Source organism: Burkholderia sp. GbtcB21 (assembly GCF_019091065.1).
Classification (GTDB): domain Bacteria; phylum Pseudomonadota; class Gammaproteobacteria; order Burkholderiales; family Burkholderiaceae; genus Burkholderia; species Burkholderia pyrrocinia_C.
The window spans coordinates 167906-191185 of sequence record NZ_JAGXKA010000008.1; the positions used below are offsets into that span (position 1 = coordinate 167906).

The following is a 23280-nucleotide window of genomic DNA, read 5'->3' on the forward strand; positions in this document are numbered from 1 at the left end:
TTTTTGTGTGTCGCGTCGTTCAGTGACGGCCGGTGCTGCCGAAGCCGCCTGCGCCGCGATCGCTTTCCGCGAAATCGTCGACGATGTTGAACTGCGCCTGCACGACCGGCACGATCACGAGCTGCGCGAGCCGTTCGAACGGGTTCAGCACGAACTCGGTCTGGCCGCGATTCCACGTCGAGACCATCAACTGGCCCTGGTAGTCGGAGTCGATCAGGCCGACGAGGTTGCCGAGCACGATCCCGTGCTTGTGGCCGAGGCCCGAGCGCGGCAGGATCAGCGCCGCATAGCCTGGGTCGGCGAGGTGGATCGCGAGGCCGGTCGGCACGAGCGTGGTTTCGCCCGGCTGCAGCGTGACCGGCGCGTCGAGGCACGCGCGCAGGTCGAGGCCCGCGCTGCCGGCGGTCGCATAGGCGGGCAGGTAGTCGCGCATGCGCGCGTCGAGAATTTTCAGGTCGAGTTTCATGCGGTCGTCGAATCGGTCGGGAAGGGCGCGGCGGCGCGGGCCGCCGCGCGGGAGATCAGATCAGGCGGTTGTCGGGCAGGCGCTTCGCGATTTCCGCGACGAGCGCATGCGCGAGTTCGTCCTTCGGCGCGCGCGGCAGGCGCGTGAGGCCGGCGGCTTCGAACAGCACGACTTCGTTGTCGTCGCGGCCGAACGTCAGCGGGCCGAGGTTGCCGACCAGCAGCGGCACGTTCTTGCGCTTGCGTTTCTCGTCGCCGTGCACGTCGAGGTCGCCGCTTTCGGCCGCGAACCCGACGCAGAACGGCGGATCGGGCAGCGCGGCGACCGACGCGAGGATGTCGGGGTTCTCGACGAACGCGAGCGCCGGCATCTTGCGGTCGGCCGTCTTCTTCATCTTGTGTTCGGCGGGCTGGTCGACGCGCCAGTCGGCGACCGCGGCCACCGCGATGAAGATGTCGGCATCGGCGACCGCTTGCATCACCGCGTCGTACATCTGCTGTGCGGTCTGCACGTCCTGGCGGGTCACGCCCCACGGCGTGTCGAGCGCGACCGGCCCCGCGACGAGATGCACGTCGGCGCCGGCCTGCTGCGCGGCGCGCGCGAGCGCGAAGCCCATCTTGCCGCTCGAGCGGTTCGTGAGGCCGCGCACGGGGTCGAGCGGTTCGAACGTCGGCCCGGCCGTGATCAGCACGCGCCGGTGCGCGAGCACCTTCGGCGCGAAGTGCGCGACGATCGCTTCATAGATCGCGTCGGGTTCGAGCATGCGGCCGTCGCCGACTTCGCCGCACGCCTGCGCACCCGAATCCGGGCCGAGCACCGACACGCCGTCCGCGCGCAGTTGCGCGACGTTGCGCTGCGTGGCCGGGTTTTGCCACATCTGGCGGTTCATCGCGGGAACGACGAGCAGCGGACAATCGCGCGCGACGCACAGCGTCGACAGCAGGTCGTCCGCGAACCCGTGCGCGAGCTTCGCGAGGAAATCCGTCGACGCGGGCGCGATCACGATCGCGTCGGCTTCGCGCGACAGGTCGATGTGCGCCATGTTGTTGTCGATGCGCGTGTCCCACTGGCTCGTATAGACGGGCCGGCCCGACAGCGCCTGCATCGTGACGGGCGTGATGAACTGCGTGGCGGCTTCGGTCATCGCGACCTGCACGGTCGCGCCGGCCTTGGTGAGCAGCCGCGTGAGCTCGGCGATCTTGTAGCAGGCGATACCGCCCGTCAGGCCGAGAACGAGGTGTTTTCCTGCGAGTTCTGCGTGTGCCAACTCAGGCCTCCAAGGGTCAAACGGGACGGCCGGCGCGAGGCCGGCCGTCGACGCCGAGTATGCGCGCTTAGCGCGAGCCGCGCACGCGACGCAGTTCGTCGTAGATCAGCAGCACCGCGCCGACCGTGATCGCGGAATCGGCGAGGTTGAACGCCGGGAAGTGCCAGGCGCCGAGGTGGAAATCGAGGAAGTCGATCACGTGACCGTAGACGAGCCGGTCGATCACGTTGCCGAGTGCGCCGCCGAGGATCAGCGCGAGCGACAGGCTGAACAGCCGCTGGTGGCCGTGGCGTTTCAGCAGGAAGCAGATCACGAGCGTCGCACCGATCCCGAGCGCTGTGAACGCCCAGCGCTGCCAGCCGCCCGCGGTCGACAGGAAGCCGAACGCGGCGCCGCGGTTGTACACCAGCACGAGGTTGAAGAACGACGTCAGCGCATGCTGCGCGCCGTACGCGAACGTTTTCAGGATCGCGATCTTCGACAGTTGATCGAACAGGATCACGATCAGCGAAATGCCGAGCCAGGGCGCAAGCGCGCCGCTGGCCGGTTTCGACAGGGTTTTCGCCATAGTTAAGCAACGCTCCGGATTTCGCCGTTTTCAAAGAGGTTCGAGAAGCAGCGGCCGCACAGCGTCGGATGATCGGCGTGCGCGCCGACATCTTCGCGGTAGTGCCAGCAGCGTTCGCACTTCTGGTACTTCGACGCGGCCACGTCGACGCTTTCCTGCGCTTCGTCATCGACCTTGACGACCGTCGCGGCCGACGTGATCAGCACGAACTTCAGGTCTTCGCCGAGGCTCGTGAGCGCGTCGTAGCGCGCGCCGCTCGCGTGCACGGCCACTTCGGCCTGCAGCGACGAACCGATGCGGTTCGCGGTGCGCGCTTCCTCGAGCGCCTTCGTCACGTTGCTGCGCACGTCGCGCAGCAGCGCCCACTTGTCGATCAGCGCGGCCGAGCCGGCGACTTCCGGATACGCGTAGTAGGTTTCCGTGAAGATCGTGTCGCTGGCCGGCTGGAACACCTTCCATGCCTCTTCCGCCGTGAACGACAGGAACGGCGCGAGCACACGCAGCAGGCCGTGCGTCAGGTGGTACAGCGCCGTCTGCGCGGAGCGGCGTGCGCGCGAATCGGCCGCGCTTGTGTACAGGCGATCCTTCAGCACGTCGAGGTAGAAGCCGCCGAGATCTTCCGAGCAGTACGTCTGCAGCTTCGCGACAACCGGGTGGAATTCGTACTTCTCGTAGTGGCCGAGGAGTTCCGTCTGCAGTTGCGCCGAGAACGCGACCGCATAACGGTCGATCTCGAGCCATTCGCCGACCGGCACCGCGTGTTGCGCGTAGTCGAAGTCCGACAGGTTCGCGAGCAGGAAGCGCAGCGTGTTGCGGATGCGGCGATAGCCTTCGGTCACGCGCTTCAGGATTTCCTCGGAGATCGCGAGCTCGCCCGAATAGTCGGTCGACGCGATCCACAGGCGGATGATTTCCGCGCCGAGGCGGTTCGCGACTTCATGCGGGTCGACGCCGTTGCCGAGCGACTTGCTCATCTTGCGGCCTTCGCCGTCGACCGTGAAGCCGTGCGTGAGCAGGCCCTTGTACGGTGCGCGGCCGTCGATCATCGACGCGGTCAGCAGCGACGAGTGGAACCAGCCGCGATGCTGGTCCGAGCCCTCGAGGTACAGGTCGGCCGGGAACTGCAGTTGATCCTTGTGCGAGCCGCGCAGCACGTGCCAGTGCGTCGTGCCCGAGTCGAACCACACGTCGAGCGTGTCGCGGTTCTTTTCGTACAGGTTCGCGTCGTCGCCGATCAGCTCGCGCGGATCGAGCGTCTGCCACGCCTCGATGCCCGACTGCTCGACACGTTTCGCGACTTCCTCGAGCAGTTCGAGCGTGCGCGGGTGCAGCTCGCCGGTTTCCTTGTGCACGAAGAACGCCATCGGCACGCCCCACTGGCGCTGGCGCGACAGCGTCCAGTCGGGACGGTTCGCGATCATGCTGAACAGGCGCTGCTTGCCCCACGACGGGTAGAACGCGGTCGCATCGACGCCTTCGAGCGCCGTTTCGCGCAGCGTCTTGCCGCCGGCACGCGGCGTGACGTCCATGCCGGCGAACCATTGCGACGTCGCGCGATAGATGATCGGCGTCTTGTGGCGCCAGCAGTGCATGTAGCTGTGCGTGTACTTCTCGCTGCGCAGCAGCGAGCCGGCCGCGTTCAGCGCTTCGACGATCTTCGGGTTCGCATCCCAGATCGACAGGCCGCCGAACAGCGGCAGCGATTCGATATAACGACCGTCGCCCATCACCGGGTTGATGAAGTCCGAATCGGTCATCCCGTGCGCCTTGCAGGACATGAAGTCCTCGATGCCGTACGCGGGCGACGAGTGCACGACACCGGTACCCGTGTCGGTCGTCACGTAGTCGCCGAGGTAGACGGGCGCGGTGCGCTTGTAGCCGGGGTGGGCCGGTGCGAGCGGGTGATGGAAGCGCAGGTTCGCGAGCTTCACGCCCGGCGTGGTCGCGACGACGCGGCCCGTCAGCTTGAACTCTTCCATGCACGCGGCGACGCGCTCTTCCGCGATGATCAGCAGCCCGCGCTCGGTGTCGACCAGCGCGTAGACGATTTCCGGATGGAGGTTCAGCGCCTGGTTCGCGGGAATCGTCCACGGCGTGGTGGTCCAGATCACGATGCCGCCTTCGGCGCGCGGCAGTGCCGGCAGGCCGAACGCCTGTGCGGTCTTTTCCGGTTCCGCGAACGCGAACATCACGTCGATCGTCGGATCGGTGCGGTCCTTGTACTCGACTTCCGCTTCGGCGAGCGCCGAGCCGCAGTCGAAGCACCAGTTCACCGGCTTCAGCCCGCGATACACATAACCCTTCTCGATGATCTTGCCGAGCGCGCGGAGCTCTTCCGCCTCGTTGACGAAGTTCATCGTCTTGTACGGGTTGGCCCAGTCGCCGAGCACGCCGAGGCGCTTGAAGCCGACCTTCTGCTTCTCGATCTGCTCGGTCGCGTACGCGCGCGCCTTGCTCATCACTTCGGCCGCCGGCAGCGACTTGCCGAACTGCTTCTCGATCTGGATCTCGATCGGCATCCCGTGGCAATCCCAGCCCGGCACGTACGGCGCGTCGAAGCCGGCCATGTTGCGCGACTTGACGACGATGTCCTTCAGGATCTTGTTGACGGCGTGGCCGAGGTGGATGTCGCCGTTCGCATACGGCGGGCCGTCGTGCAGGATGAACTTCGGCCGGCCCTGGCTGGCCGCGCGGATCTTGTCGTAGATGCCGCGCTCTTCCCATTCCTTGACCCATTGCGGCTCGCGCTTGGGCAGGTCGCCGCGCATCGGGAACGGCGTGTCGAGCAGGTTGACCGGATACTTGGCCTGCGGTTTCGAATCGGCTTTCTTGTTGCTCATGATGGGATCGCTATCAAATCGGGGGACGCTCGTGCGTCGTGAATCGGGTATGCGCGCGACTGGGCGGCGCGTGGGTGCGGCGCGGGGCGCCGCCGTCCGGATCAGCTAATTCGGTCGGTTGCCGACGTCGAGAAGCCCGTTGCGCGGCTGCCCGGCGCACGATCGCGCTCGATGAAATACGCGCGCGCATTCGCGACGTCCAGTGCGATCGCGCGCGACAGCGCCTCGAGATCGTCGAATTTCGCTTCGTCGCGCAGCTTCTTCAGGAATTCGACGCGGATGAGCTTGCCGTACGCATCGCCGTGCCAGTCGAGCAGGTGGACTTCGAGCAGCACGCGGCCCGAATCGTCGACGGTCGGGCGCAGGCCGAGGCTCGCGACGCCCGGCAGCGGGTCGGGGCCGAGGCCGTGCACCTGCACGACGAAGATGCCTGCGAGCGCCGGCCGCTTGTGCGCGATCGGCAGGTTCAGCGTCGGGAAGCCGAGGTCGCGGCCGAGCTTCAGCCCGTGCGCGACGTGGCCGCTGATCGCATAACCGTGGCCGAGCGCCTGCGCGGCTGCGTCGAGATCGCCGGCCGCGAGCGCGGCGCGCACGCCCGAACTCGAGATGCGCGTGCCGTCGCTGCCGGCCACCGTGCCCATCTGCTCGACTTCGAAACCGTATTGCTCGCCGGCCGCCTTCAGCGTGTCGAAGGTGCCCGCGCGTTTCGCGCCGTAGCAGAAATCGTCGCCGACCATCATCCAGCGCGTGTGCAGCCCGTTCACCAGCGTGCGCTCGACGAACGCCTGCGGCGACTGGCTCGCGAACGTGTGGTTGAAGTGCTCGACGACCACGCGGTCGACGCCGTGCTCGCGCAGCGCCTCGAGCTTGTCGCGCAGCATCGCGATGCGCGGCGGCGCGCCGGCCGGGTTGAAGAATTCGCGCGGGTGCGGCTCGAAAGTCATCACGCACACGGGCAGGCCGCGCGCGTCCGCTGCCGCGCGCACGCGCGCGAGCAGGGCCTGGTGGCCGCGATGGACACCGTCGAAGTTGCCGATCGTCAGCGCGCACGGGGCGCGGCTCTCGGCGTTGGGCAGGCCGCGGAAGACTTTCACGATAGCGGATGCAGCGTCGGGGGATGGGCGGTGGGATGCCGCAAAGCAGAAGATTATAAACGTTCGGGCGGGCCGGCGGCCGAGAAGGCGGGAAACGCGGGGGCGAATGGTAAAATTCGCGGATGAAAAAACTCGTGATCCTGATTTCCGGTCGCGGCAGCAACATGGAGGCCATCGTTCGCGCGTGCGCGCAGGAACGCTGGCCGGCCGAGGTTGCTGCCGTGATCGCCAACCGGCCCGATGCGGCCGGCCTGGCTTTTGCCGCGTCGCACGGAGTGGCGACCGCGGTGGTCGACCATCGGTCGTTCGACGGCCGCGACAGCTTCGACGCGGCGCTCGCCGCCGAGATCGACCGCTTTGCCCCCGATCTCGTGATCCTCGCGGGCTTCATGCGCATCCTCACGCCGGCATTCGTCAGACGATACGAAGGCCGGCTGCTGAACATCCACCCGTCGCTGCTGCCGAGCTTCAAGGGCATCCACACGCACCAGCAGGCGCTCGACGCGGGTGTCGCGCTGCACGGCGCGAGCGTGCACTTCGTGATTCCCGAGCTCGACAGCGGCGCGATCGTCGCGCAGGGCGCGGTGCCGGTGCGCGCGGGCGACGACGCGGCCGCGCTCGCGCGGCGCGTGCTGACGGTCGAGCATGTGCTGTATCCGCGCGCGGTGCGCTGGTTCGTCGACGGGCGTTTGCGCCTCGAGAACGGCCGGGCAGTGGTGGCGCCGGAAGAGGCGCGCTGGATTTTCGCGGATCAACCGCATACCGAAACGAGTGAGGGCGTATGAAGCTGCACGGATTCCTGATCGGCCAGACCGAGACTTTGCTGGCCGAGGTGCTGAAGTTCGCCGGCCCCGCCGACGCGACGACGAGCCGGTTCTTCCGCGCGCACCCGAAGCTCGGGCATGCCGAGCGCGGCGTGATCGCCGAGGCCGTGTTCGCGGTGCTGCGCCGGAAGATGGAGTTTTCGCATCTCGCCGAGAGCGGCACGGGCACGCCCGCGCGGCGCCTCACGCTGCTCGGCCTGATGCAGACGGCCGGCCGCAATGCGCTGAAGCCGTTTTTGTCCGACACCGAGTCCGCATGGCTCGAGCACGTGTCGAAGATCGATCCCGCGAGCCTGCCGGTGCGCGTGCGCACGAACCTGCCGGACTGGATCCACCAGGCGCTGTCGGCCCGATTCGACGCCGATGAGCTCGCGCAGCTCGCCGCCGCGCTGAACTACCCGGCGCCGCTCGACCTGCGCGCCAACGCGCAGAAGGCGACCCGCGACCAGGTGATCGACGCGCTGCGCGCAAACGGCATCGATGCGGGTGCGACGCCGTTCGCGCCGTTCGGCGTGCGCGTGGTCGGCAAGCCGGCGCTGACGCGCCTGAAGCTGTTCGAGGAAGGCGAGATCGAGGTGCAGGACGAAGGCAGCCAGTTGCTGTGCTCGCTGGTCGCGCCGCGCCGCGGCGAGATGGTCGTCGATTTCTGCGCGGGTGCGGGCGGCAAGACGCTCGCGCTGGGCGCGATGATGCGCTCGACCGGGCGCCTCTATGCGTTCGACGTGTCGGAAAAGCGCCTCGCGAAGCTGAAGCCGCGCCTCGCGCGCAGCGGGCTGTCGAACGTGAACCCCGTGCTGATCGACAGCGAGCACGACGCGAAGATCAAGCGGCTCGCCGGCAAGATCGACCGCGTACTGGTCGACGCGCCGTGCAGCGGCCTCGGCACGCTGCGCCGCAATCCGGACCTGAAGTGGCGCCAGTCGCGCACGTCGATCGACGAATTGACACCGAAGCAGGCGTCGATCCTCGCGAGCGCCGCGCGCCTCGTGAAGAAGGGCGGCCGGCTCGTCTACGCGACCTGCAGCGTGCTCGACGCCGAGAACGAGCGCATCGTCGAGCAGTTCCTGGCCGACCATCCCGAGTTCGTGCTGGTGCCTGCGCAGAAGGTGCTGGCCGACCAGCGCATCGAACTCGAGACGGGCGACTACCTGTCGTTGTGGCCGCACCGTCACGCGACCGACGGCTTCTTCGCCGCGGTGCTCGAGCGGCGCGCGCAGTAACGGCGGCACGGACGGACGATGGAGAATCTGCAGAGCCGCCTGCTGTCGCACCGGCTGGCATCGGTAATTCGCGACTTTCACCAGCCGGTGATGATCTGGCAGGCGGCGATCCTCGTCGGCGCGCTGTGTTTCGCGTGGGTGGCCGCACGCTTCGTGCACGGCCGGATCGATGCGCGCCGGCGGGCGGCCGGACGCGCGCCCGGCGCGGGTGCGCATAGCCTGAAGCGCGCGTTGTTTCCGTTGTTCGGCGGCATCTTCGTGGGCGTCGCGCAGCTTGCGTTCGACCCGTTCATGTCGACGGCGCTGCTGTCGCTCGCGCTCGTGCCGTTGTTCGGCATCGGGCTGATCTACGTGCTGTTCTTCTTCGCGCGGCGCGTGTTCGCGCGCGACGGCCACACGCATGCGTGGCTGTCGATCGTCGAGAAGATCGTGTCGACCGTCGTGTGGGCCGCGATGGTGCTGACCGTGCTCGGCATCCAGCACGACGTGCTCGGCTGGCTCGACAGCGTGCAGTTCCGGGTCGCCAATGCGCACCTCACGCTGCTGTCGCTGATCTCCGGCGCGCTGTGGGTCTGCGTGACACTGATGGTCGCGATGTGGCTCGGCTCGGTGCTCGAGGATCGCCTGACGCGCGCGAGCACGCTCGATGCGAACCTGAAGGTCGTGCTGTCGCGGGTCGGCCGCGCGCTGCTCGTGTTCGCGGCGATCCTGATCGGGCTGTCGCTGGTCGGCATCGACGTGACGGTGCTCGGCGTATTCGGCGGCGCGGTCGGTGTCGGCCTCGGCTTCGGGTTGCAGAAGATCGCGAGCAACTACGTGTCGGGCTTCATCATCCTGCTCGACCGCTCGCTGCGGCTCGGCGACGCGATCAGCGTCGGCGGGCTGCAGGGCGTCGTCACGCAGATCCGCACACGCTACACGGTCGTGCGCGGCCTCGACGGCAACGAGACGCTGATCCCGAACGAGAAGCTGATCACCGACGTCGTGCAGAACCAGTCGTCGTACCTGACGCGCGGTTATGCGAAGGTCGCGGTGCAGGTCGCGTACACGAGCGATGTCGAGCACGCGCTCGTGCTGCTCGCCGACGCCGCGAAGGACGTGCCGCGCGTGCTGGCGGAGCCGGCGCCGACCCCTTATCTGGTGAGCTTCGGCGCGGACGGGATCGACCTGGAGCTCGGTTTCTGGATCGAGGATTCGGCGAAAGGCACGTCGGGCGTGCGCTCGGCCGTGAACCGCAACATCTGGCGGCTGTTCAACGAGCACGGGATTTCGATTCCGTTTCCGCAGCGCGAAGTGCGCGTCGTCGGGCTGCCGGACGGTTTTGCCGCCGCGGGCGCGGTGGCGGGGCATGATCCGGCGGCCGGCAACGGTGCGGCGGACGGGCGCGCGTCGGCTGCATAGCGTGCGTCGGTCGTCGATCGTATCGATCCCGCGGTCGGAACCGGATCGCGGGCCTTTCCAAGTCCGCCCGTGGACTGTTCCAGTTGTGCCAGGGCAAGAAAATATTCATTTTTTACAAAGACTTGGAACGGTTGAAGTAAAATCCAAGTCTATTCGCGGTATGCTTTCATTTTTCTGACGCCTGCGCGAGCCGGCATCGCTCTCATCTCATCACAGGTAACTGCCTTGTTGAATTCCCTGCTCGATTTTCTTTCCCACGGGCTCCTGCATTTTTCGTGGTGGCAGGTCGCGCTGTTCGCGCTCGCCGTCACGCACGTCACGATCATCGGCGTGACGGTCTACCTGCACCGTTGCCAGGCGCACCGCGCGCTGGAACTGCATCCGATCGCGAGCCATTTCTTCCGCGTCTGGCTGTGGATGACGACCGGCATGCTGACCGGCCAGTGGGCCGCGATTCACCGCAAGCACCATGCGAAGTGCGAGACCGAGGAAGATCCGCACAGCCCGCAGACGCGCGGCATCTGGAAGGTGTTCCTCGAGGGCGCCGAGCTGTATCGCGCGGAAGCGAAGAATGAAGAGACGATGCGCAAGTTCAGCCACGGCACGCCGAACGACTGGATCGAGCGCAATCTCTACTCGAAGTACCCGATCCTCGGCATCAGCCTGATGATGGTGATCGACGTCGCGCTGTTCGGCGTGCTCGGCCTGACCGTGTGGGCCGTGCAGATGGTCTGGATTCCGTTCTGGGCGGCAGGCGTCGTCAACGGCTTCGGCCACTTCTGGGGCTACCGCAACTTCAACTCGGCCGACGCGAGCACGAACCTGTTCCCGTGGGGCATCGTGATCGGCGGCGAAGAACTGCACAACAACCACCACACGTTCGCGACGTCGGCGAAGCTGTCGAACAAGTGGTACGAGTTCGACATCGGCTGGATGTACATCCGCATCATGTCGGCGTTCGGTCTCGCGAAGGTGAAGAAGGTCGCGCCGACGCCGCGCCTGAACAAGCCGAAGACGGTGCTGGACCAGGAAACGCTGCAGGCCGTGCTGTCGAACCGCTACGAAGTGATGGCGCGCTACGGCAAGGCCGTGAAGCGTGCGTACCGCCAGGAGCTCGCGCACCTGAAGGAGCTCGGTTCGAGCGAGAAGTACCAGTTGATGCGCGGCGCGCGCAAGTGGTTCCACAAGGACGCCGACGGCCTCGACGAGCCGCAGAAGAAGCTGTTGCCGGAAATCTTCGCGAACAGCCAGAAGCTGCATACGTACTTTCAGTTGCGCCAGGATCTCGCCGCGATCTGGGATCGTTCGACCGCGTCGCGCGAACAGCTTCTCGCGCAATTGCAGGATTGGTGCCATCGCGCAGAACAAAGCGGCATCAAGGCGCTGCAGGAATTCGCGACACGCCTGCGTCGCTACGCCTGATTCGAAATCGATTAGAATCTCAGGACGTCAAAAACCCCGCGTTGGCGGGGTTTTTTCATTTGGGCCACCGTTTTTTGACGGAAGCGATCGGCCCGAATTTGTATGAGGCTTGGGGCAGCGGCGCAATGGTGCCCCGGGGCGAGCGTAGAGGATGGGATCGGAGTAGTGTTGAAGCGCTGATTCTGGTTGACCGCGAAGCATGGGATCGGGGTAGGCGCTAAAGCGATAACTCCGGTCGACCGCGAAGCATGGGACCAGAGTAAGGGCTAAAGCACTAACTCTGATCGACCGCGAAGCATGGGGTCCGAGTAAGCGCTAAAGCGCTCACTCGGACCGACAGGAGATATGGAGATGCAATCGACGATCAAACCCGTCGAGTACGACCGGCCCGTCGCAGCAGGGACCGTGTGCGGCGTGGGGCAGGCATGGGCCAAGGTGCCCGATGCACCGTCCCCCGAGGAACGCGCTGCGCTGAAGGCGCGCATCAAGGCGCTGCTCGTGCGTGAAAAGGCCGTGTTGGTCGCGCACTACTACGTGGATGCCGAGCTGCAGGAACTCGCCGACGAAACCGGCGGCTGCGTTGCCGATTCGCTCGAAATGGCCCGCTTCGGCCGCGATCACGACGCGCAGACGCTGGTCGTCGCCGGCGTGCGCTTCATGGGTGAAACCGCGAAGATCCTGAGCCCGAACAAGCGGATCCTGATGCCCGATCTCGATGCGACCTGTTCGCTCGACCTCGGCTGCCCGGTCGATGAATTCTCGGCGTTCTGCGATGCGCATCCCGATCGCACCGTCGTCGTCTATGCGAACACCAGCGCGGCCGTGAAGGCCCGCGCGGACTGGATGGTCACGTCGTCGATCGGCCTCGAGATCGTGGCCGACCTGCACGCGCGCGGCGAGAAGATCATCTGGGCGCCCGATCGCCATCTCGGCAGTTATATCCAGAAGAAAACCGGCGCGGACATGCTGCTGTGGCAGGGCTCGTGCCTCGTCCACGACGAGTTCAAGGGCATCGAGCTCGACCTGCTGCGCGCCGAATATCCGGATGCGAAGGTGCTCGTCCATCCGGAATCGCCGGAAAGCGTCGTTGCGCAGGCCGATGTGGTCGGCTCGACCACGCAGCTGATCGATGCGGCCGTGAAGCTGGACGCGACGCGCTTCATCGTCGCGACCGATCTCGGCATCCTGCACAAGATGCAGCTCGCGGCGCCCGGCAAGACCTTCATCGCGGCGCCGACGGCCGGCAACAGTGCGACCTGCAAGAGCTGCGCGCACTGCCCGTGGATGGCGATGAACGGCCTCGCGAACCTCGCCGACGTGCTCGAACGCGGTCACAACGAGATCTTCGTCGATCCGGCGATCGGCGAACGTGCGCGCCTGCCGATCGACCGGATGCTCGATTTCGCGGCCGCGCACAAGAAGCGCGTGCAGGCGAGCGGCGACCTGCAGCGCGACCAGCAACTGTTTGCGAACGTGGGGGCGGCATGACCGGTGCAGTCTCCCCGCTTTACGACATCGTTCGCGAGCAATACGGCGCGGCATTCGACGACGCGATCGCGCGCAACGTTGCCGATGCGATCGCGGAAGACGTCGGCACCGGTGACCAGACCGGGCGGCTCGTGCCGGCCGGCGGGCGTCGTCGCGCGCGCATCATCGTGCGCGAGGAAGCCGTGCTGTGCGGCGTGCCGTGGTTCGAGGCCGTGATCGGCCGGATCGATCCGGCGATCACCGTGCAATGGCGCTATCGCGAAGGCGACCGGATGACGCCCGATTCGACCGTCTGCGAACTCGAAGGGCCGGCGCGCGCGCTGTTGACGGCCGAGCGTAACGGGCTGAACTTCCTGCAACTGCTGTCGGGTGTCGCGACCGCGACGCGCCGTTACGTCGACCGCGTCGAAGGCACGCGCGCGAAGATCCTCGATACGCGCAAGACGCTGCCGGGCCTGCGGCTCGCGCAGAAGTACGCGGTGCGCGTTGGCGGCGGCGAGAACCAGCGTCTCGCGCTGTATGACGGCATCCTGATCAAGGAGAACCACATCGCAGCGGCGGGCGGTGTCGGCGAGGCGCTCGACGCGGCGTTCGCACTCGATTCGGGCGTGCCCGTGCAGGTCGAGGTCGAGACGCTCGCGCAGCTCGACACGGCGCTCGCGCATCGCGCGCAGTCGGTGCTGCTCGACAACTTCACGCTCGACATGATGCGTGAAGCGGTGCGTGTGGCGGCCGGCAAGGCCGTGCTCGAAGTGTCGGGCGGCGTCAATTTCGATACGGTCCGCGCGTTCGCGGAGACGGGCGTCGATCGCATCTCGATCGGCGCGCTGACGAAGGACGTGCGCGCGACGGATTATTCGATGCGGATCGTCGACTGATCGAGTGTCATACGATCAGACAAAAAAGCCGTTGGCATGCAAACGCCAACGGCTTTTTTCCTGTGCGGCCGCAACCGGGAAGGGCGCCGCTCAGCGACGCGCGCGCGGCGTGAGCACGCTCGGCAGCGCCTTCGGCAGCGTGTGCGGCCAGTCGCGGCTGTAGTGCAGCCCGCGGCTTTCGCGGCGCGACTGCGCGCTCTTCACGATCAGCGTCGCCACGTCGACGAGGTTGCGCAGTTCGAGCAGGTCGCGCGTCACGCGGAAGTTCGCGTAGTACTCGTGGATCTCGTCGCGCAGCAGCGACAGCCGGTGCTTCGCGCGTTCGAGGCGCTTGTCGGTGCGCACGATGCCGACGTAGTTCCACATCAGGCGGCGCAGCTCGTCCCAGTTGTGCGCGACGACGACTTCCTCGTCCGCATCCGACACGCGGCTTTCGTCCCATGCGGGCAGCGTGGCCGGCGTTTCCGAATCGAAGCCGGCCGCCTCGATCGCTTCGGCCGCCGCGCGGCCGATCACGAGACATTCGAGCAGCGAGTTGCTCGCGAGCCGGTTCGCGCCGTGCAGCCCCGTGTACGACGTTTCGCCGACCGCGTACAGGCCCGCGAGATCGGTGCGCCCGGCAAGATCGGTCACGACGCCGCCGCACGTATAGTGCGCGGCCGGCACGACGGGGATCGGCTGTTTCGCGATGTCGATGCCGAATTCGAGGCAGCGCGCATGGATCGTCGGGAAGTGCTCGCGCAGGAACGCTTCCGGCTGGTGGCTGATGTCGAGATACACGCAGTCGATCCCGCGCTTCTTGATCTCGAAGTCGATCGCGCGCGCGACGATGTCGCGCGGCGCGAGCTCGGCGCGCGGATCGTGCGCGGGCATGAAACGCGTGCCGTCGGGCAGCTTCAGCAGGCCGCCTTCGCCGCGCACGGCCTCCGAAATCAGGAACGATTTCGCATACGGATGGAACAGGCAGGTCGGGTGGAACTGGATGAATTCCATGTTCGACACGCGGCAGCCCGCGCGCCATGCCATCGCGATGCCGTCGCCGGTCGCCGTGTCGGGGTTCGTCGTGTACAGATAGACCTTGCCGGCGCCGCCCGTTGCGAGCACCGTGTGCGGTGCCTCGATCGTGATCGTGCGGTCGTTGTCGACGTCGAGCGCATACAGGCCGTGACAGCGGCGGCCGGGCAGGCCGAGCCGGTCCGACGTGATCAGGTCGATCGCATGGTGATTTTCGAAGAACGTGATGTTCGGATGCTGGCGCGCGCGCTCCGACAGCGTCGCAAGCACCGCATGGCCGGTCGCGTCGGCCGCGTGAATGATCCGGCGGTGGCTGTGGCCGCCTTCGCGCGTCAGGTGGAAGCCGAGTTCGGCTGCGTCGTCCTTCGTGAACGGCACGCCTTGCGAGATCAGCCATTCGATCGCTTCGCGGCCGTGCTCGACGATATAGCGCGTCGCGCCTTCGTCGCACAGGCCGCCACCGGCGACCAGCGTGTCGTCGACGTGGTTCTCGATGCTGTCCGCCGAATCGAGGACCGCCGCGATGCCGCCCTGCGCGTTATCGCTTGCGCCCTCCATCATCGAACGTTTCGCGATCAGCGCGACACGTCGCGTGCTGGCCAGATTGAGTGCGACCGACAGCCCTGCCAGGCCGCTGCCGACGATCGCCACGTCGAATTTCATGCTGCATCTCCATCGTTACGCTTTTGATCTTGTGCGTTCCGGCGGCCACGGCCGCGGAAAGGGGAGAGCATACCGCGTCGGGCCCGAGCGTGCGCGCAAAACAAAAAGCCCCGCATGCGCGGGGCTTTTCGGTCGCCGTCAGGCTGGCAGAAACCGGAGATTACTTGATCTTGGTTTCTTTGTATTCCACATGCTTGCGGACGACGGGATCGAACTTCTTGATCGCCATCTTTTCCGGCATGTTGCGCTTGTTCTTCGTGGTCGTGTAGAAGTGACCCGTACCAGCGGTCGACTCGAGCTTGATCTTGTCGCGTGCGCCTTTTGCCATGATTGTGCTCCTTGGGCTTAGGCTTCGCCGCGTGCGCGCAGGTCAGCGAGCACGGAATCGATGCCGTTCTTGTCGATCAGGCGCAGGCCGGCGTTCGAAACGCGCAGGCGCACCCAGCGGTTTTCGCTCTCTACCCAGAACCGGCGGTTTTGCAGGTTCGGCAGGAAGCGACGCTTGGTCTTGTTGTTGGCGTGGGAAACGTTGTTGCCGCTCATCGGCGCTTTCCCAGTTACTTGGCATACGCGTGCCATGAGAGCACTCCTAATACGCTAAATTCGGGGTTCGATCGCCGATGAAGGTTCTCATCGCACCGCCACGTGATCCATGGCCGCACTCTCAGAACGCCGTAGCCCTTGCAGACAAGGCCCTTCGATGGCTAGAACTGGTTGGAAAAAAGACAGACGGCGATTCTAGCAGAAAAAGTTCAGGAAAATCAAACCTAATTTCGCTTCGCCGTTGTGGCACCCCGAGGCGGGCCGCCGCGCCACAGTCTACAGCCAACCGGCACGTGCGAACGAGAAAGTGTCGCTGGTGCCGACGACGACGTGATCGAGCAGCCGCACGTCGACGAGTTCGAGCGCGTCGCGCAACACGCGGGTCAGGCGGCGGTCCTCCGCGCTCGGCTGCACCGCGCCCGACGGATGGTTGTGCGCGACGATCAGCGCCGCGGCGTTATGCGTCATCGCGCGGCGCACGATCTCGCGCGGGTAGACGGCCATGCGCGTCAGCGAGCCGCGCGTGATTTCCTCCGTCTCGATCAGGCCGTGGCGGGCGTCGAGGTACACCGCGACGAACACTTCGTGCGGGTGCGAGCCGATCTTCAGCCGCAGATAATCCTCGACCGCGCCGGGCGAATCGATCGGCGTACGTTCGGATGCTTTCTCCTTCAGCATGCGCCGCGCGATCTCGGTGACCGCGGCCAGCCGCGTGGAGCGCGCAGGGCCGATGCCCGGGTGCGCTTCGAAATCGTCGGTCGTCGCCTCGAGCAGCCCGCGCAACGTTCCGAACTGCTTGACCAATGCGCGGGCGCTGACGAATACGTCGTGCCCGGGCTTGCCGGTGCCGAGCAGCAGCGCGATCAGTTCGTCGTCGGTCAGCGCGGCCGGTCCGCGCTCCAGCATTCGCTCGCGCGGCCGCTCGGGCCGCCAGTCCACCGGGCGGTGCTTGCGCCGGCGGATCGGGAGGACGCGGCGGGGCGGATCGGTCGGCGCATCGGCGCCGTCGCGGCATTCGACCGGCGGCAGGGCGAGACAGGGTGACAGCATGCTCGAAACTCCATTGGCGGCGGGCGGTCTGCGCGACGTCGTCGCACTTTCCGCCTTGCGCGCTCAGGTGACTTACAATATTGGTTTTGCGCCGGGCCTTTTCGGCCGTATCGGGCGCCGACTGAACGAGTAATTCATGAGCCTCATCGATCTATCCGAAGTGAAGCCCGGTTCCCACGTCACGTTGCATTACCGGCTCGCACTGGCCGACGGCGCCGACATCGTCAACACCTTCACCGACAAGCCGGCCACGCTGCTGCTCGGCGCGGGACAACTGGCGCCGTCGCTGGAACAGATTCTGCTCGGGCTCAGGGTTGGAGACCACTCGACTTTTCAGCTAACGCCCGAACAGGGGTTCGGTCCCCGGAATCCCGACATGCTCCAGCGCGTGACGCTGTCGACGCTGCGCGAGAACGGGATGGTCGGCGACGATTTCACGCCGGGCGAGCTGATCGAGTTCAATGCGCCGGACGGCGGCCGGTATGCGGGGGTGCTGAAGGAAGTCGGTGAAACCTCGGCGCTGTTCGACTTCAACCATCCGCTCGCGGGCCAGGCGCTCACGTTCGAAGTGAAAATCATCGGAATCCTGTAATCATGAGCACCACCGATACGCTGTCCGGGCAGACCGTCGCCGCCGACGCCGAAATCCTGCTGGCCCAGCCGCGCGGCTTCTGCGCGGGCGTCGACCGTGCGATCGAGATCGTCGAGCGCGCGATCGCGATGCACGGTGCGCCGATCTATGTCCGTCACGAAATCGTCCACAACAAGTACGTGGTCGAGGATCTGAAGAAGAAAGGCGCGATCTTCGTCGAGGAACTCGAGGAAGTGCCGGCCGGCAATACCGTGATCTTCAGCGCGCACGGCGTGTCGAAGGCCGTGCGCGACGAGGCCGACGTGCGCGGGTTGCGCATTTACGACGCAACCTGCCCGCTGGTCACGAAGGTGCACGTCGAGGTGGCGAAAATGCGCCAGGACGGCGTCGATATCGTGATGATCGGGCACAAGGGCCACCCGGAAGTCGAAGGCACGATGGGGCAGGTCGAGCGCGGCATGCATCTCGTCGAGAGCGTCGAGGACGTGCAGAAGCTCGAGCTCGCCGATCCCGAGCGCATCGCGCTCGTCACGCAGACGACGCTGTCCGTCGACGACGCGGCCGAGATCATCGCCGCGCTGAAGGCGAAGTATCCGAAGATCCGCGAGCCGAAGAAGCAGGACATCTGCTACGCGACGCAGAACCGCCAGGATGCGGTGAAGTTCATGGCGCCGCAGTGCGACGTCGTGATCGTCGTCGGCAGCCCGAACAGCTCGAACTCGAGCCGGCTTCGCGAAGTGGCCGAGAAGCGCGGTGTGGACGCGTACATGGTCGATGCGCCCGACCAGATCGATCCGGCATGGGTCGCAGGCAAGCGCCGCATCGGCGTGACGGCCGGCGCGTCGGCACCCGAAGTGCTCGCCCAGGCCGTAATCGCGCGACTGCGCGAACTCGGCGTGCGCAACGTTCGCGCGCTCGACGGCATCGAGGAAAACGTGTCGTTTCCGCTGCCACGCGGGTTGAACCTGCCGCCCGCTGCCTGATTGCCGCATCGCACCCGCGGAACACCGAAGCGCGCCTCCCGGCGCGCTTTTTTTTGTACGTCGAAATCGAGATCGCAACCATTATTCGCGATCATGGTGCAACCCGGTTGCTCCGGATGTTCGTAACCGTCTCTCAAAATTGGTTGCAATGCAGGAAAACCCCATCGAATCAGGATTATTGGCGTCCTATAAATGGAGTTACAATGCGCCCGTTTTCAAGCCTGAATGGCTTTGAAATCGGATTTTGGCAAGGCGCGGGAGACCATTCAATGCATGTGAAGTTGGCTTACGCCGTGTCCGTCGCCGCACCGGTTGCAATGCGTGCCGGTTGCAGCAAAAAGAGCGACGACGGGGCGGGCAGGGAGGCTGCGGTGTTCGCGGCATCGCCGGCCAGCGGCGTGCGCGTCGCCGGAACCGGTCGTGCGGCACCATCGGTGTGCCGCATTGCGCAGCAATTGGGCAAGGACAAGGAAAACGGGGCACGTTTGGCGATCGAGGAAATCAACGCGCTTGGCCTGGCGAACGGTCGGGCAGCGGGCATGCAGGTTGCATTGCAACAAGCCGCCGGTCGCGGTGTGACAACGACCGTGCGCGCCGATCGACGGATGCCGGCTATGGCGCCCGGCGATGCGGGCAGCGCGGGGATGTCACCGGCCCCCTTTCATTTCGATTCGACGAAACAGCGTGTCGCCGCGAGCGGTGGTGTCGTGGTGCGCGGCCTGGTTCGTACGATGGATTCCGACGCAGCCCCGACGCATGTCGGGCGCGGCTTTCGCGATGCCTTGCCAGGCGACGCGGCACGGAATCCGATCCGCCTGGATGCGGGGCTTGCCTCGCGCCGGACGGTAAAAGGCACGGATGCCGGGCAACCGGACGATGGCCGTCCCGGCATGCTGCCCTACGACTTCAAGGAGGCTACGAACACCGTCCTCGACGTCGTGACGATTTAGCGACGGGACTCATGACGGCACCGGAACAGTGCGGTGCCGTTTTTGTATCCGCTCCGGCGGCAGGTCCGGCCGTACAGGCCGGGCGGCGCGCGCCGGGACGATCCACACCCTTACCGGTATCGACTAGTACCCGCAGTGTCGCCGAGAAGGCGCGATTCCTCGCTTACCCGCGGGGCGCAACGTCCTCCGGCAGCACGGGCCAAGGAGCTTTAAATGGATATTTTCGTCCAGCAGGTTCTCAACGGGCTGGTGCTCGGCAGTGTGTACGCCATCATCGCGTTGGGTTACACGATGGTGTACGGCATTCTCGGCATCATCAACTTCGCGCACGGCGACGTGCTGATGATCGGCGCGATGGTCGCGTTGTCGGCCATCACCGTGCTGCAGAACCACTTCCCCGGACTCGGCAACATCGCCACGCTGACGATCGGCCTGGGCATTGCCGCGGTCGTTTGTGCATTCGTGGGCTTCACGATCGAGCGTGTCGCGTACCGGCCGCTGCGCCGCGCGCCGCGCCTCGCGCCGCTGATCACCGCGATCGGCGTGTCGATCCTGCTGCAGACGGCCGCGATGATCATCTGGTCGCGCAACCCGCTGCCGTTCCCGCAATTGCTGCCGACCGATCCGATCAACGTGATCAAGGCGACCGACACGACGCCCGGCGCCGTGATCTCGGTGACTGAAATCGTGATCATCGCGGTGGCGTTCATCGTGATGGGCGGCCTGCTGCTGCTCGTGCACAAGACCAAGCTCGGCCGCGCGATGCGCGCGATCGCCGAAAGCCCGAACACGGCAAGCCTGATGGGCGTGAACCCGAACTTCGTGATTTCCGCGACGTTCATGATCGGCTCCGCGCTTGCCGCGCTGGCCGGCGTGATGATCGCGTCCGAATACGGCAACGTGCACTTCTACATGGGCTTCATCCCCGGCATGAAGGCGTTCACGGCGGCGGTGCTCGGCGGGATCGGCAACCTCGGCGGTGCGATGGTCGGCGGCGTGCTGCTCGGCCTGATCGAGCAGCTCGGTGCCGGCTACATCGGCAACCTCACGGGCGGCGTATTCGGCAGTAACTACCAGGACGTGTTCGCCTTCATCGTGCTGATCATCGTGCTGGTGTTCCGTCCGTCGGGCCTGCTGGGCGAACGGGTCGCGGATCGCGCGTAACGGAAGGGAGCAAACAACATGACATCCATTCAACCGATCGAATCCTCGACGTCGCTCGTCGAAGAGCGCAACACCGCCAAGACCGTCGTCATCGGCATCCTGACCGCTGTATTCGTGATCGCCGCGCCGATCATCATCGGCTCGGCCGGCGGCAACTACTGGGTCCGCGTGCTCGACTTCGCGATGCTGTACGTGATGCTCGCGCTCGGCCTGAACGTGGTGGTCGGCTTCGCCGGCCTGCTCGACCTCGGCTACATCGCGTTCTACGCGGTGGGCGCGTACACGGCGGCGCTGCTGTCTTCGCCGCACCTGACCTCGCAGTTCGAGTGGATCGCGGCCATCGCGCCCGGCGGGCTGCACATCCCGTTCCTGATCATCGTGCCGATCGCGATGGCGCTGGCGGCCACCTTCGGGATCCTGCTCGGTGCGCCGACGCTGCGCCTGCGCGGCGACTACCTGGCGATCGTGACGCTCGGCTTCGGTGAAATCGTCCGGATCTTCATGAACAACCTCGACCGTCCGGTGAACATCACCAACGGCCCGAAGGGGATCACGGGGATCGATCCGGTGCACGTCGGCGGCTTCAACCTGTCGCAGACGCACTCGCTGTTCGGCTTCCAGCTGCCGTCGGTCTACATGTACTACTACCTGTTCGTGCTGTGCTCGCTGCTGGTGATCTGGGTGTGTACGCGCCTGCAGCACTCGCGTATCGGCCGCGCATGGGCGGCAATCCGCGAGGACGAGATCGCGGCGAAGGCGATGGGCATCAACACCCGTAACGTGAAGCTGCTCGCGTTCGCGATGGGCGCGTCGTTCGGCGGCCTGTCGGGCTCGATGTTCGGCGCGTTCCAGGGCTTCGTGTCGCCGGAATCGTTCACGTTCTGGGAATCGATCGTCGTGCTCGCCTGCGTGGTGCTCGGCGGCATGGGCCATATCCCGGGCGTGATCCTGGGCGCGGTGCTGCTCGCGATCTTCCCGGAATTCCTGCGCTCGACGATGAGCCCGCTGCAGCATGCGCTGTTCGGTCATGACATCGTCGATACGGAAGTGATCCGTCAGGCGCTGTACGGCCTCGCGATGGTGATCATCATGCTGTACCGCTCGGAAGGCCTGTGGCCCGCGCCGAAGCATGAGGACAAGATCGCGAAACTGGCGAAGCGCGCCAGCAAGAAGCCGGTGCGCGCGTAACGAACGGACAAGGGGATACACACATGAGCGACAAGCAAATCCGACTGTCCGTGCAGGGCGTGAACAAACGCTTCGGCGGCCTGCAGGCACTGTCCGACGTCGGCCTGCAGATCAAGGAAGGCGAGATCTACGGCCTGATCGGCCCGAACGGCGCCGGCAAGACGACGTTCTTCAACGTGATCACGGGCCTCTACACGCCGGACTCCGGCGACTTCAAGCTGGACGGCCAGAACTACACGCCGACGGCCGTGCACCAGGTGGCGAAGGCGGGCATCGCGCGCACGTTCCAGAACATCCGCCTGTTCGGCGGGATGACGGCCCTCGAGAACGTGATGGTGGGCCGCCACGTGCGCACCAAGCACGGCCTGCTCGGCGCGGTGTTCCAGACGCCGGCCGAACGCCAGGAAGAGCGCGAGATCAAGGAACGCGCGATCGAGCTGCTCGAATACGTGGGCGTGCTGCAGTACGCCGACTACACGTCGCGCAACCTGTCGTACGGCCACCAGCGCCGTCTCGAGATCGCGCGGGCCCTTGCGACCGACCCGAAGCTGCTCGCGCTGGACGAGCCGGCGGCCGGGATGAACGCGACCGAGAAGGTCGAACTCACGCGCCTGCTCGACAAGATCCGCTCGGACGGCCGCACGATTCTGCTGATCGAGCACGATGTGAAGCTCGTGATGGGGCTGTGCAACCGGATGACGGTGCTCGATTACGGCAAGGTGATCGCCGAGGGTCTGCCGCAGGACGTGCAGAAGAATCCGAAGGTGATTGAGGCATATCTCGGCGCAGGGGTGCACTGATGGCAGCGGCAATGTTGAAAATCAAGGGCTTGCAGGTCAACTACGGCGGCATTCAGGCCGTCAAGGGCGTTGACATGGAAGTCCGTCAGGGCGAGCTCGTGACGCTGATCGGCGCGAACGGTGCAGGCAAGACCACGACGATGAAGGCGATCACGGGTCTGAAGCCGTATTCGGCGGGCGACATCGAGTACGACGGCAAGTCGATCAAGGGCATCCCGGCGCACGAACTGCTCAAGCGCGGCCTCGCGATGGTGCCGGAAGGCCGCGGGATCTTCGCGCGGATGTCGATCGTCGAGAACATGCAGATGGGCGCTTACCTGCGCAACGACACCGAGCAGATCAAGAAGGACGTCGACCGGATGTTCGGCTTCTTTCCGCGCCTGAAGGAGCGTGCATCGCAGCTCGCGGGCACGCTGTCGGGCGGCGAGCAGCAGATGCTGGCGATGTCGCGCGCGATTCTGTCCAAGCCGAAGCTGCTGCTGCTCGACGAGCCGTCGATGGGGCTGTCGCCGATCATGGTCGAGAAGATCTTCGAAGTGGTGCGCGAGATCTCGAAGGAGGGCATCACGGTGCTGCTCGTCGAGCAGAACGCGCGCCTTGCGCTGCAGGCGGCCGACCGCGGTTACGTGATGGACTCGGGCATGGTCACGATGGAAGGCGACGCGAAGCAGATGCTCGACGATCCGAAGGTGCGGGCAGCGTATCTCGGCGAGTAAGTGGATGAATAAGCGGGCCCGGTGACGCGCGGCGGCAGACGCCGCGCGCGTCGTGCAAGGGCTTTCGAAAGGCTGTCACGGGATGCCGTGACAGCCTTTTTTTCGTGTCGTGCGATTCGTGTCGAACTGAACTGTGCGTGCGGAGGCGA

General features: G+C 65.9%; 23 protein-coding genes. 14 read left to right on the top strand and 9 right to left on the bottom strand.

The genetic code is table 11. The features are described from left to right. Positions 1–19 precede the first annotated feature (19 nt). The 5 genes from dut to KVT39_RS19720 form a co-directional block, all read right to left on the bottom strand. A complete protein-coding gene (gene dut, locus KVT39_RS19700; protein ID WP_131948614.1) occupies positions 20–466 on the bottom strand; it encodes a dUTP diphosphatase in 447 nt (148 codons plus the stop codon). Positions 467–521: 55 nt separating this feature from the next. Beyond that, positions 522–1733, bottom strand: coding sequence for a bifunctional phosphopantothenoylcysteine decarboxylase/phosphopantothenate--cysteine ligase CoaBC (gene coaBC, locus KVT39_RS19705; RefSeq protein WP_175749842.1), 1212 nt, complete (start codon positions 1731–1733; stop codon positions 522–524). 67 nt (positions 1734–1800) lie between these two features. Then, positions 1801–2301, bottom strand: coding sequence for a signal peptidase II (lspA, locus tag KVT39_RS19710; protein ID WP_034178821.1), 501 nt, complete (start codon positions 2299–2301; stop codon positions 1801–1803). A gap of 2 nt (positions 2302–2303) precedes the next feature. Beyond that, positions 2304–5141 (bottom strand): isoleucine--tRNA ligase, encoded by a 2838-nt coding sequence (gene ileS, locus KVT39_RS19715; RefSeq protein ID WP_217590027.1) that lies wholly within the window; start codon positions 5139–5141, stop codon positions 2304–2306. Between the two features lie 101 nt (positions 5142–5242). Beyond that, on the bottom strand, positions 5243–6235 hold the full coding sequence (locus tag KVT39_RS19720) for a bifunctional riboflavin kinase/FAD synthetase (protein WP_034178819.1): 993 nt from the start codon (positions 6233–6235) through the stop codon (positions 5243–5245). A 122-nt stretch (positions 6236–6357) separates the two neighbouring features. Between KVT39_RS19720 and purN the strand changes: the two genes are divergently transcribed. From purN to nadC, 6 genes are all read left to right on the top strand, one after another. After that, positions 6358–7020, top strand: a complete 663-nt coding sequence (gene purN, locus KVT39_RS19725; protein ID WP_034178818.1) for a phosphoribosylglycinamide formyltransferase — start codon at positions 6358–6360, stop codon at positions 7018–7020. Then, positions 7017–8279 carry an RsmB/NOP family class I SAM-dependent RNA methyltransferase gene (locus KVT39_RS19730; RefSeq protein ID WP_034178817.1) on the top strand — a complete coding sequence of 421 codons (1263 nt, stop codon included), beginning with the start codon at positions 7017–7019 and terminating at the stop codon, positions 8277–8279. Before purN ends, KVT39_RS19730 begins: the two co-directional genes overlap by 4 nt. 18 nt (positions 8280–8297) lie before the next feature. Beyond that, the gene (locus KVT39_RS19735; protein WP_217590028.1) at positions 8298–9680 is read left to right on the top strand and encodes a mechanosensitive ion channel family protein; all 1383 of its coding nucleotides are present in this window, start codon (positions 8298–8300) and stop codon (positions 9678–9680) included. Between the two features lie 225 nt (positions 9681–9905). Beyond that, positions 9906–11102, top strand: coding sequence for an acyl-CoA desaturase (locus KVT39_RS19740; RefSeq protein WP_034178815.1), 1197 nt, complete (start codon positions 9906–9908; stop codon positions 11100–11102). Between the two features lie 351 nt (positions 11103–11453). After that, complete coding sequence (nadA, locus tag KVT39_RS19745; RefSeq protein WP_105390097.1) at positions 11454–12590, top strand: quinolinate synthase NadA; 1137 nt, start codon at positions 11454–11456, stop codon at positions 12588–12590. Beyond that, positions 12587–13468, top strand: a complete 882-nt coding sequence (nadC, locus tag KVT39_RS19750) for a carboxylating nicotinate-nucleotide diphosphorylase (RefSeq protein ID WP_034178814.1) — start codon at positions 12587–12589, stop codon at positions 13466–13468. The genes nadA and nadC overlap by 4 nt, the downstream gene beginning before the upstream one ends. A 90-nt stretch (positions 13469–13558) precedes the next feature. Here the strand turns inward: nadC and nadB are convergent, their stop codons facing one another. The 4 genes from nadB to radC all read right to left on the bottom strand — a co-directional run bounded on the left by nadB (position 13559) and on the right by radC (position 16738). Continuing rightward, positions 13559–15145: an L-aspartate oxidase gene (nadB, locus tag KVT39_RS19755; RefSeq protein ID WP_034178813.1), complete on the bottom strand. Its 1587-nt coding sequence runs from the start codon at positions 15143–15145 to the stop codon at positions 13559–13561. Positions 15146–15305: 160 nt separating this feature from the next. After that, positions 15306–15473: a 50S ribosomal protein L33 gene (rpmG, locus tag KVT39_RS19760; protein ID WP_006478046.1), complete on the bottom strand. Its 168-nt coding sequence runs from the start codon at positions 15471–15473 to the stop codon at positions 15306–15308. A 17-nt stretch (positions 15474–15490) separates the two neighbouring features. Beyond that, positions 15491–15724 carry a 50S ribosomal protein L28 gene (gene rpmB, locus KVT39_RS19765; protein ID WP_004186391.1) on the bottom strand — a complete coding sequence of 78 codons (234 nt, stop codon included), beginning with the start codon at positions 15722–15724 and terminating at the stop codon, positions 15491–15493. A gap of 240 nt (positions 15725–15964) precedes the next feature. Further along, positions 15965–16738, bottom strand: a complete 774-nt coding sequence (gene radC, locus KVT39_RS19770; RefSeq protein ID WP_034178812.1) for a DNA repair protein RadC — start codon at positions 16736–16738, stop codon at positions 15965–15967. On the opposite strand from radC, the gene KVT39_RS38530 reads away from it, so the two are divergent. From KVT39_RS38530 to KVT39_RS19805, 8 genes are all read left to right on the top strand, one after another. Continuing rightward, positions 16737–16871, top strand: a complete 135-nt coding sequence (locus tag KVT39_RS38530; RefSeq protein WP_258170484.1) for a hypothetical protein — start codon at positions 16737–16739, stop codon at positions 16869–16871. The genes radC and KVT39_RS38530 overlap by 2 nt on opposite strands. Positions 16872–16874: 3 nt before the next feature. Then, the gene (locus tag KVT39_RS19775) at positions 16875–17330 is read left to right on the top strand and encodes a peptidylprolyl isomerase (RefSeq protein WP_034178811.1); all 456 of its coding nucleotides are present in this window, start codon (positions 16875–16877) and stop codon (positions 17328–17330) included. Positions 17331–17332: 2 nt separating this feature from the next. Beyond that, entirely contained in the window at positions 17333–18313 is a 981-nt protein-coding gene (gene ispH, locus KVT39_RS19780) for a 4-hydroxy-3-methylbut-2-enyl diphosphate reductase (protein ID WP_034178810.1), read from the top strand. Positions 18314–18516: 203 nt separating this feature from the next. Then, positions 18517–19263: an amino acid-binding protein gene (locus KVT39_RS19785; protein WP_217590029.1), complete on the top strand. Its 747-nt coding sequence runs from the start codon at positions 18517–18519 to the stop codon at positions 19261–19263. A gap of 213 nt (positions 19264–19476) precedes the next feature. Beyond that, a complete protein-coding gene (locus KVT39_RS19790; RefSeq protein ID WP_034178808.1) occupies positions 19477–20427 on the top strand; it encodes a branched-chain amino acid ABC transporter permease in 951 nt (316 codons plus the stop codon). Between the two features lie 18 nt (positions 20428–20445). Continuing rightward, entirely contained in the window at positions 20446–21615 is a 1170-nt protein-coding gene (locus KVT39_RS19795) for an ABC transporter ATP-binding protein (protein WP_034178807.1), read from the top strand. A 23-nt stretch (positions 21616–21638) separates the two neighbouring features. After that, positions 21639–22415 carry an ABC transporter ATP-binding protein gene (locus tag KVT39_RS19800; RefSeq protein ID WP_034178806.1) on the top strand — a complete coding sequence of 259 codons (777 nt, stop codon included), beginning with the start codon at positions 21639–21641 and terminating at the stop codon, positions 22413–22415. Then, a complete protein-coding gene (locus KVT39_RS19805; protein ID WP_034178805.1) occupies positions 22415–23131 on the top strand; it encodes an ABC transporter ATP-binding protein in 717 nt (238 codons plus the stop codon). Before KVT39_RS19800 ends, KVT39_RS19805 begins: the two co-directional genes overlap by 1 nt. The last annotated feature ends 149 nt before the right edge of the window (positions 23132–23280 follow it).

Bases quoted from the DNA above. Each gene is read 5' to 3' on its own strand.
- rpmB (WP_004186391.1), bottom strand. From the start codon at position 15,724: ATGGCACGCGTATGCCAAGTAACTGGGAAAGCGCCGATGAGCGGCAAC.
- KVT39_RS38530 (WP_258170484.1), top strand. From the start codon at position 16,737: ATGCTCGAAACTCCATTGGCGGCGGGCGGTCTGCGCGACGTCGTCGCA.
- KVT39_RS19795 (WP_034178807.1), top strand. From the start codon at position 20,446: ATGACATCCATTCAACCGATCGAATCCTCGACGTCGCTCGTCGAAGAG.
- ileS (WP_217590027.1), bottom strand. From the start codon at position 5,141: ATGAGCAACAAGAAAGCCGATTCGAAACCGCAGGCCAAGTATCCGGTC.
- rpmG (WP_006478046.1), bottom strand. From the start codon at position 15,473: ATGGCAAAAGGCGCACGCGACAAGATCAAGCTCGAGTCGACCGCTGGT.
- purN (WP_034178818.1), top strand. From the start codon at position 6,358: ATGAAAAAACTCGTGATCCTGATTTCCGGTCGCGGCAGCAACATGGAG.
- KVT39_RS19775 (WP_034178811.1), top strand. From the start codon at position 16,875: ATGAGCCTCATCGATCTATCCGAAGTGAAGCCCGGTTCCCACGTCACG.
- radC (WP_034178812.1), bottom strand. From the start codon at position 16,738: ATGCTGTCACCCTGTCTCGCCCTGCCGCCGGTCGAATGCCGCGACGGC.
- dut (WP_131948614.1), bottom strand. From the start codon at position 466: ATGAAACTCGACCTGAAAATTCTCGACGCGCGCATGCGCGACTACCTG.
- KVT39_RS19785 (WP_217590029.1), top strand. From the start codon at position 18,517: ATGCGCCCGTTTTCAAGCCTGAATGGCTTTGAAATCGGATTTTGGCAA.
- KVT39_RS19800 (WP_034178806.1), top strand. From the start codon at position 21,639: ATGAGCGACAAGCAAATCCGACTGTCCGTGCAGGGCGTGAACAAACGC.
- lspA (WP_034178821.1), bottom strand. From the start codon at position 2,301: ATGGCGAAAACCCTGTCGAAACCGGCCAGCGGCGCGCTTGCGCCCTGG.
- nadC (WP_034178814.1), top strand. From the start codon at position 12,587: ATGACCGGTGCAGTCTCCCCGCTTTACGACATCGTTCGCGAGCAATAC.
- KVT39_RS19735 (WP_217590028.1), top strand. From the start codon at position 8,298: ATGGAGAATCTGCAGAGCCGCCTGCTGTCGCACCGGCTGGCATCGGTA.
- ispH (WP_034178810.1), top strand. From the start codon at position 17,333: ATGAGCACCACCGATACGCTGTCCGGGCAGACCGTCGCCGCCGACGCC.
- KVT39_RS19730 (WP_034178817.1), top strand. From the start codon at position 7,017: ATGAAGCTGCACGGATTCCTGATCGGCCAGACCGAGACTTTGCTGGCC.
- nadB (WP_034178813.1), bottom strand. From the start codon at position 15,145: ATGAAATTCGACGTGGCGATCGTCGGCAGCGGCCTGGCAGGGCTGTCG.
- KVT39_RS19790 (WP_034178808.1), top strand. From the start codon at position 19,477: ATGGATATTTTCGTCCAGCAGGTTCTCAACGGGCTGGTGCTCGGCAGT.
- KVT39_RS19805 (WP_034178805.1), top strand. From the start codon at position 22,415: ATGGCAGCGGCAATGTTGAAAATCAAGGGCTTGCAGGTCAACTACGGC.
- nadA (WP_105390097.1), top strand. From the start codon at position 11,454: ATGCAATCGACGATCAAACCCGTCGAGTACGACCGGCCCGTCGCAGCA.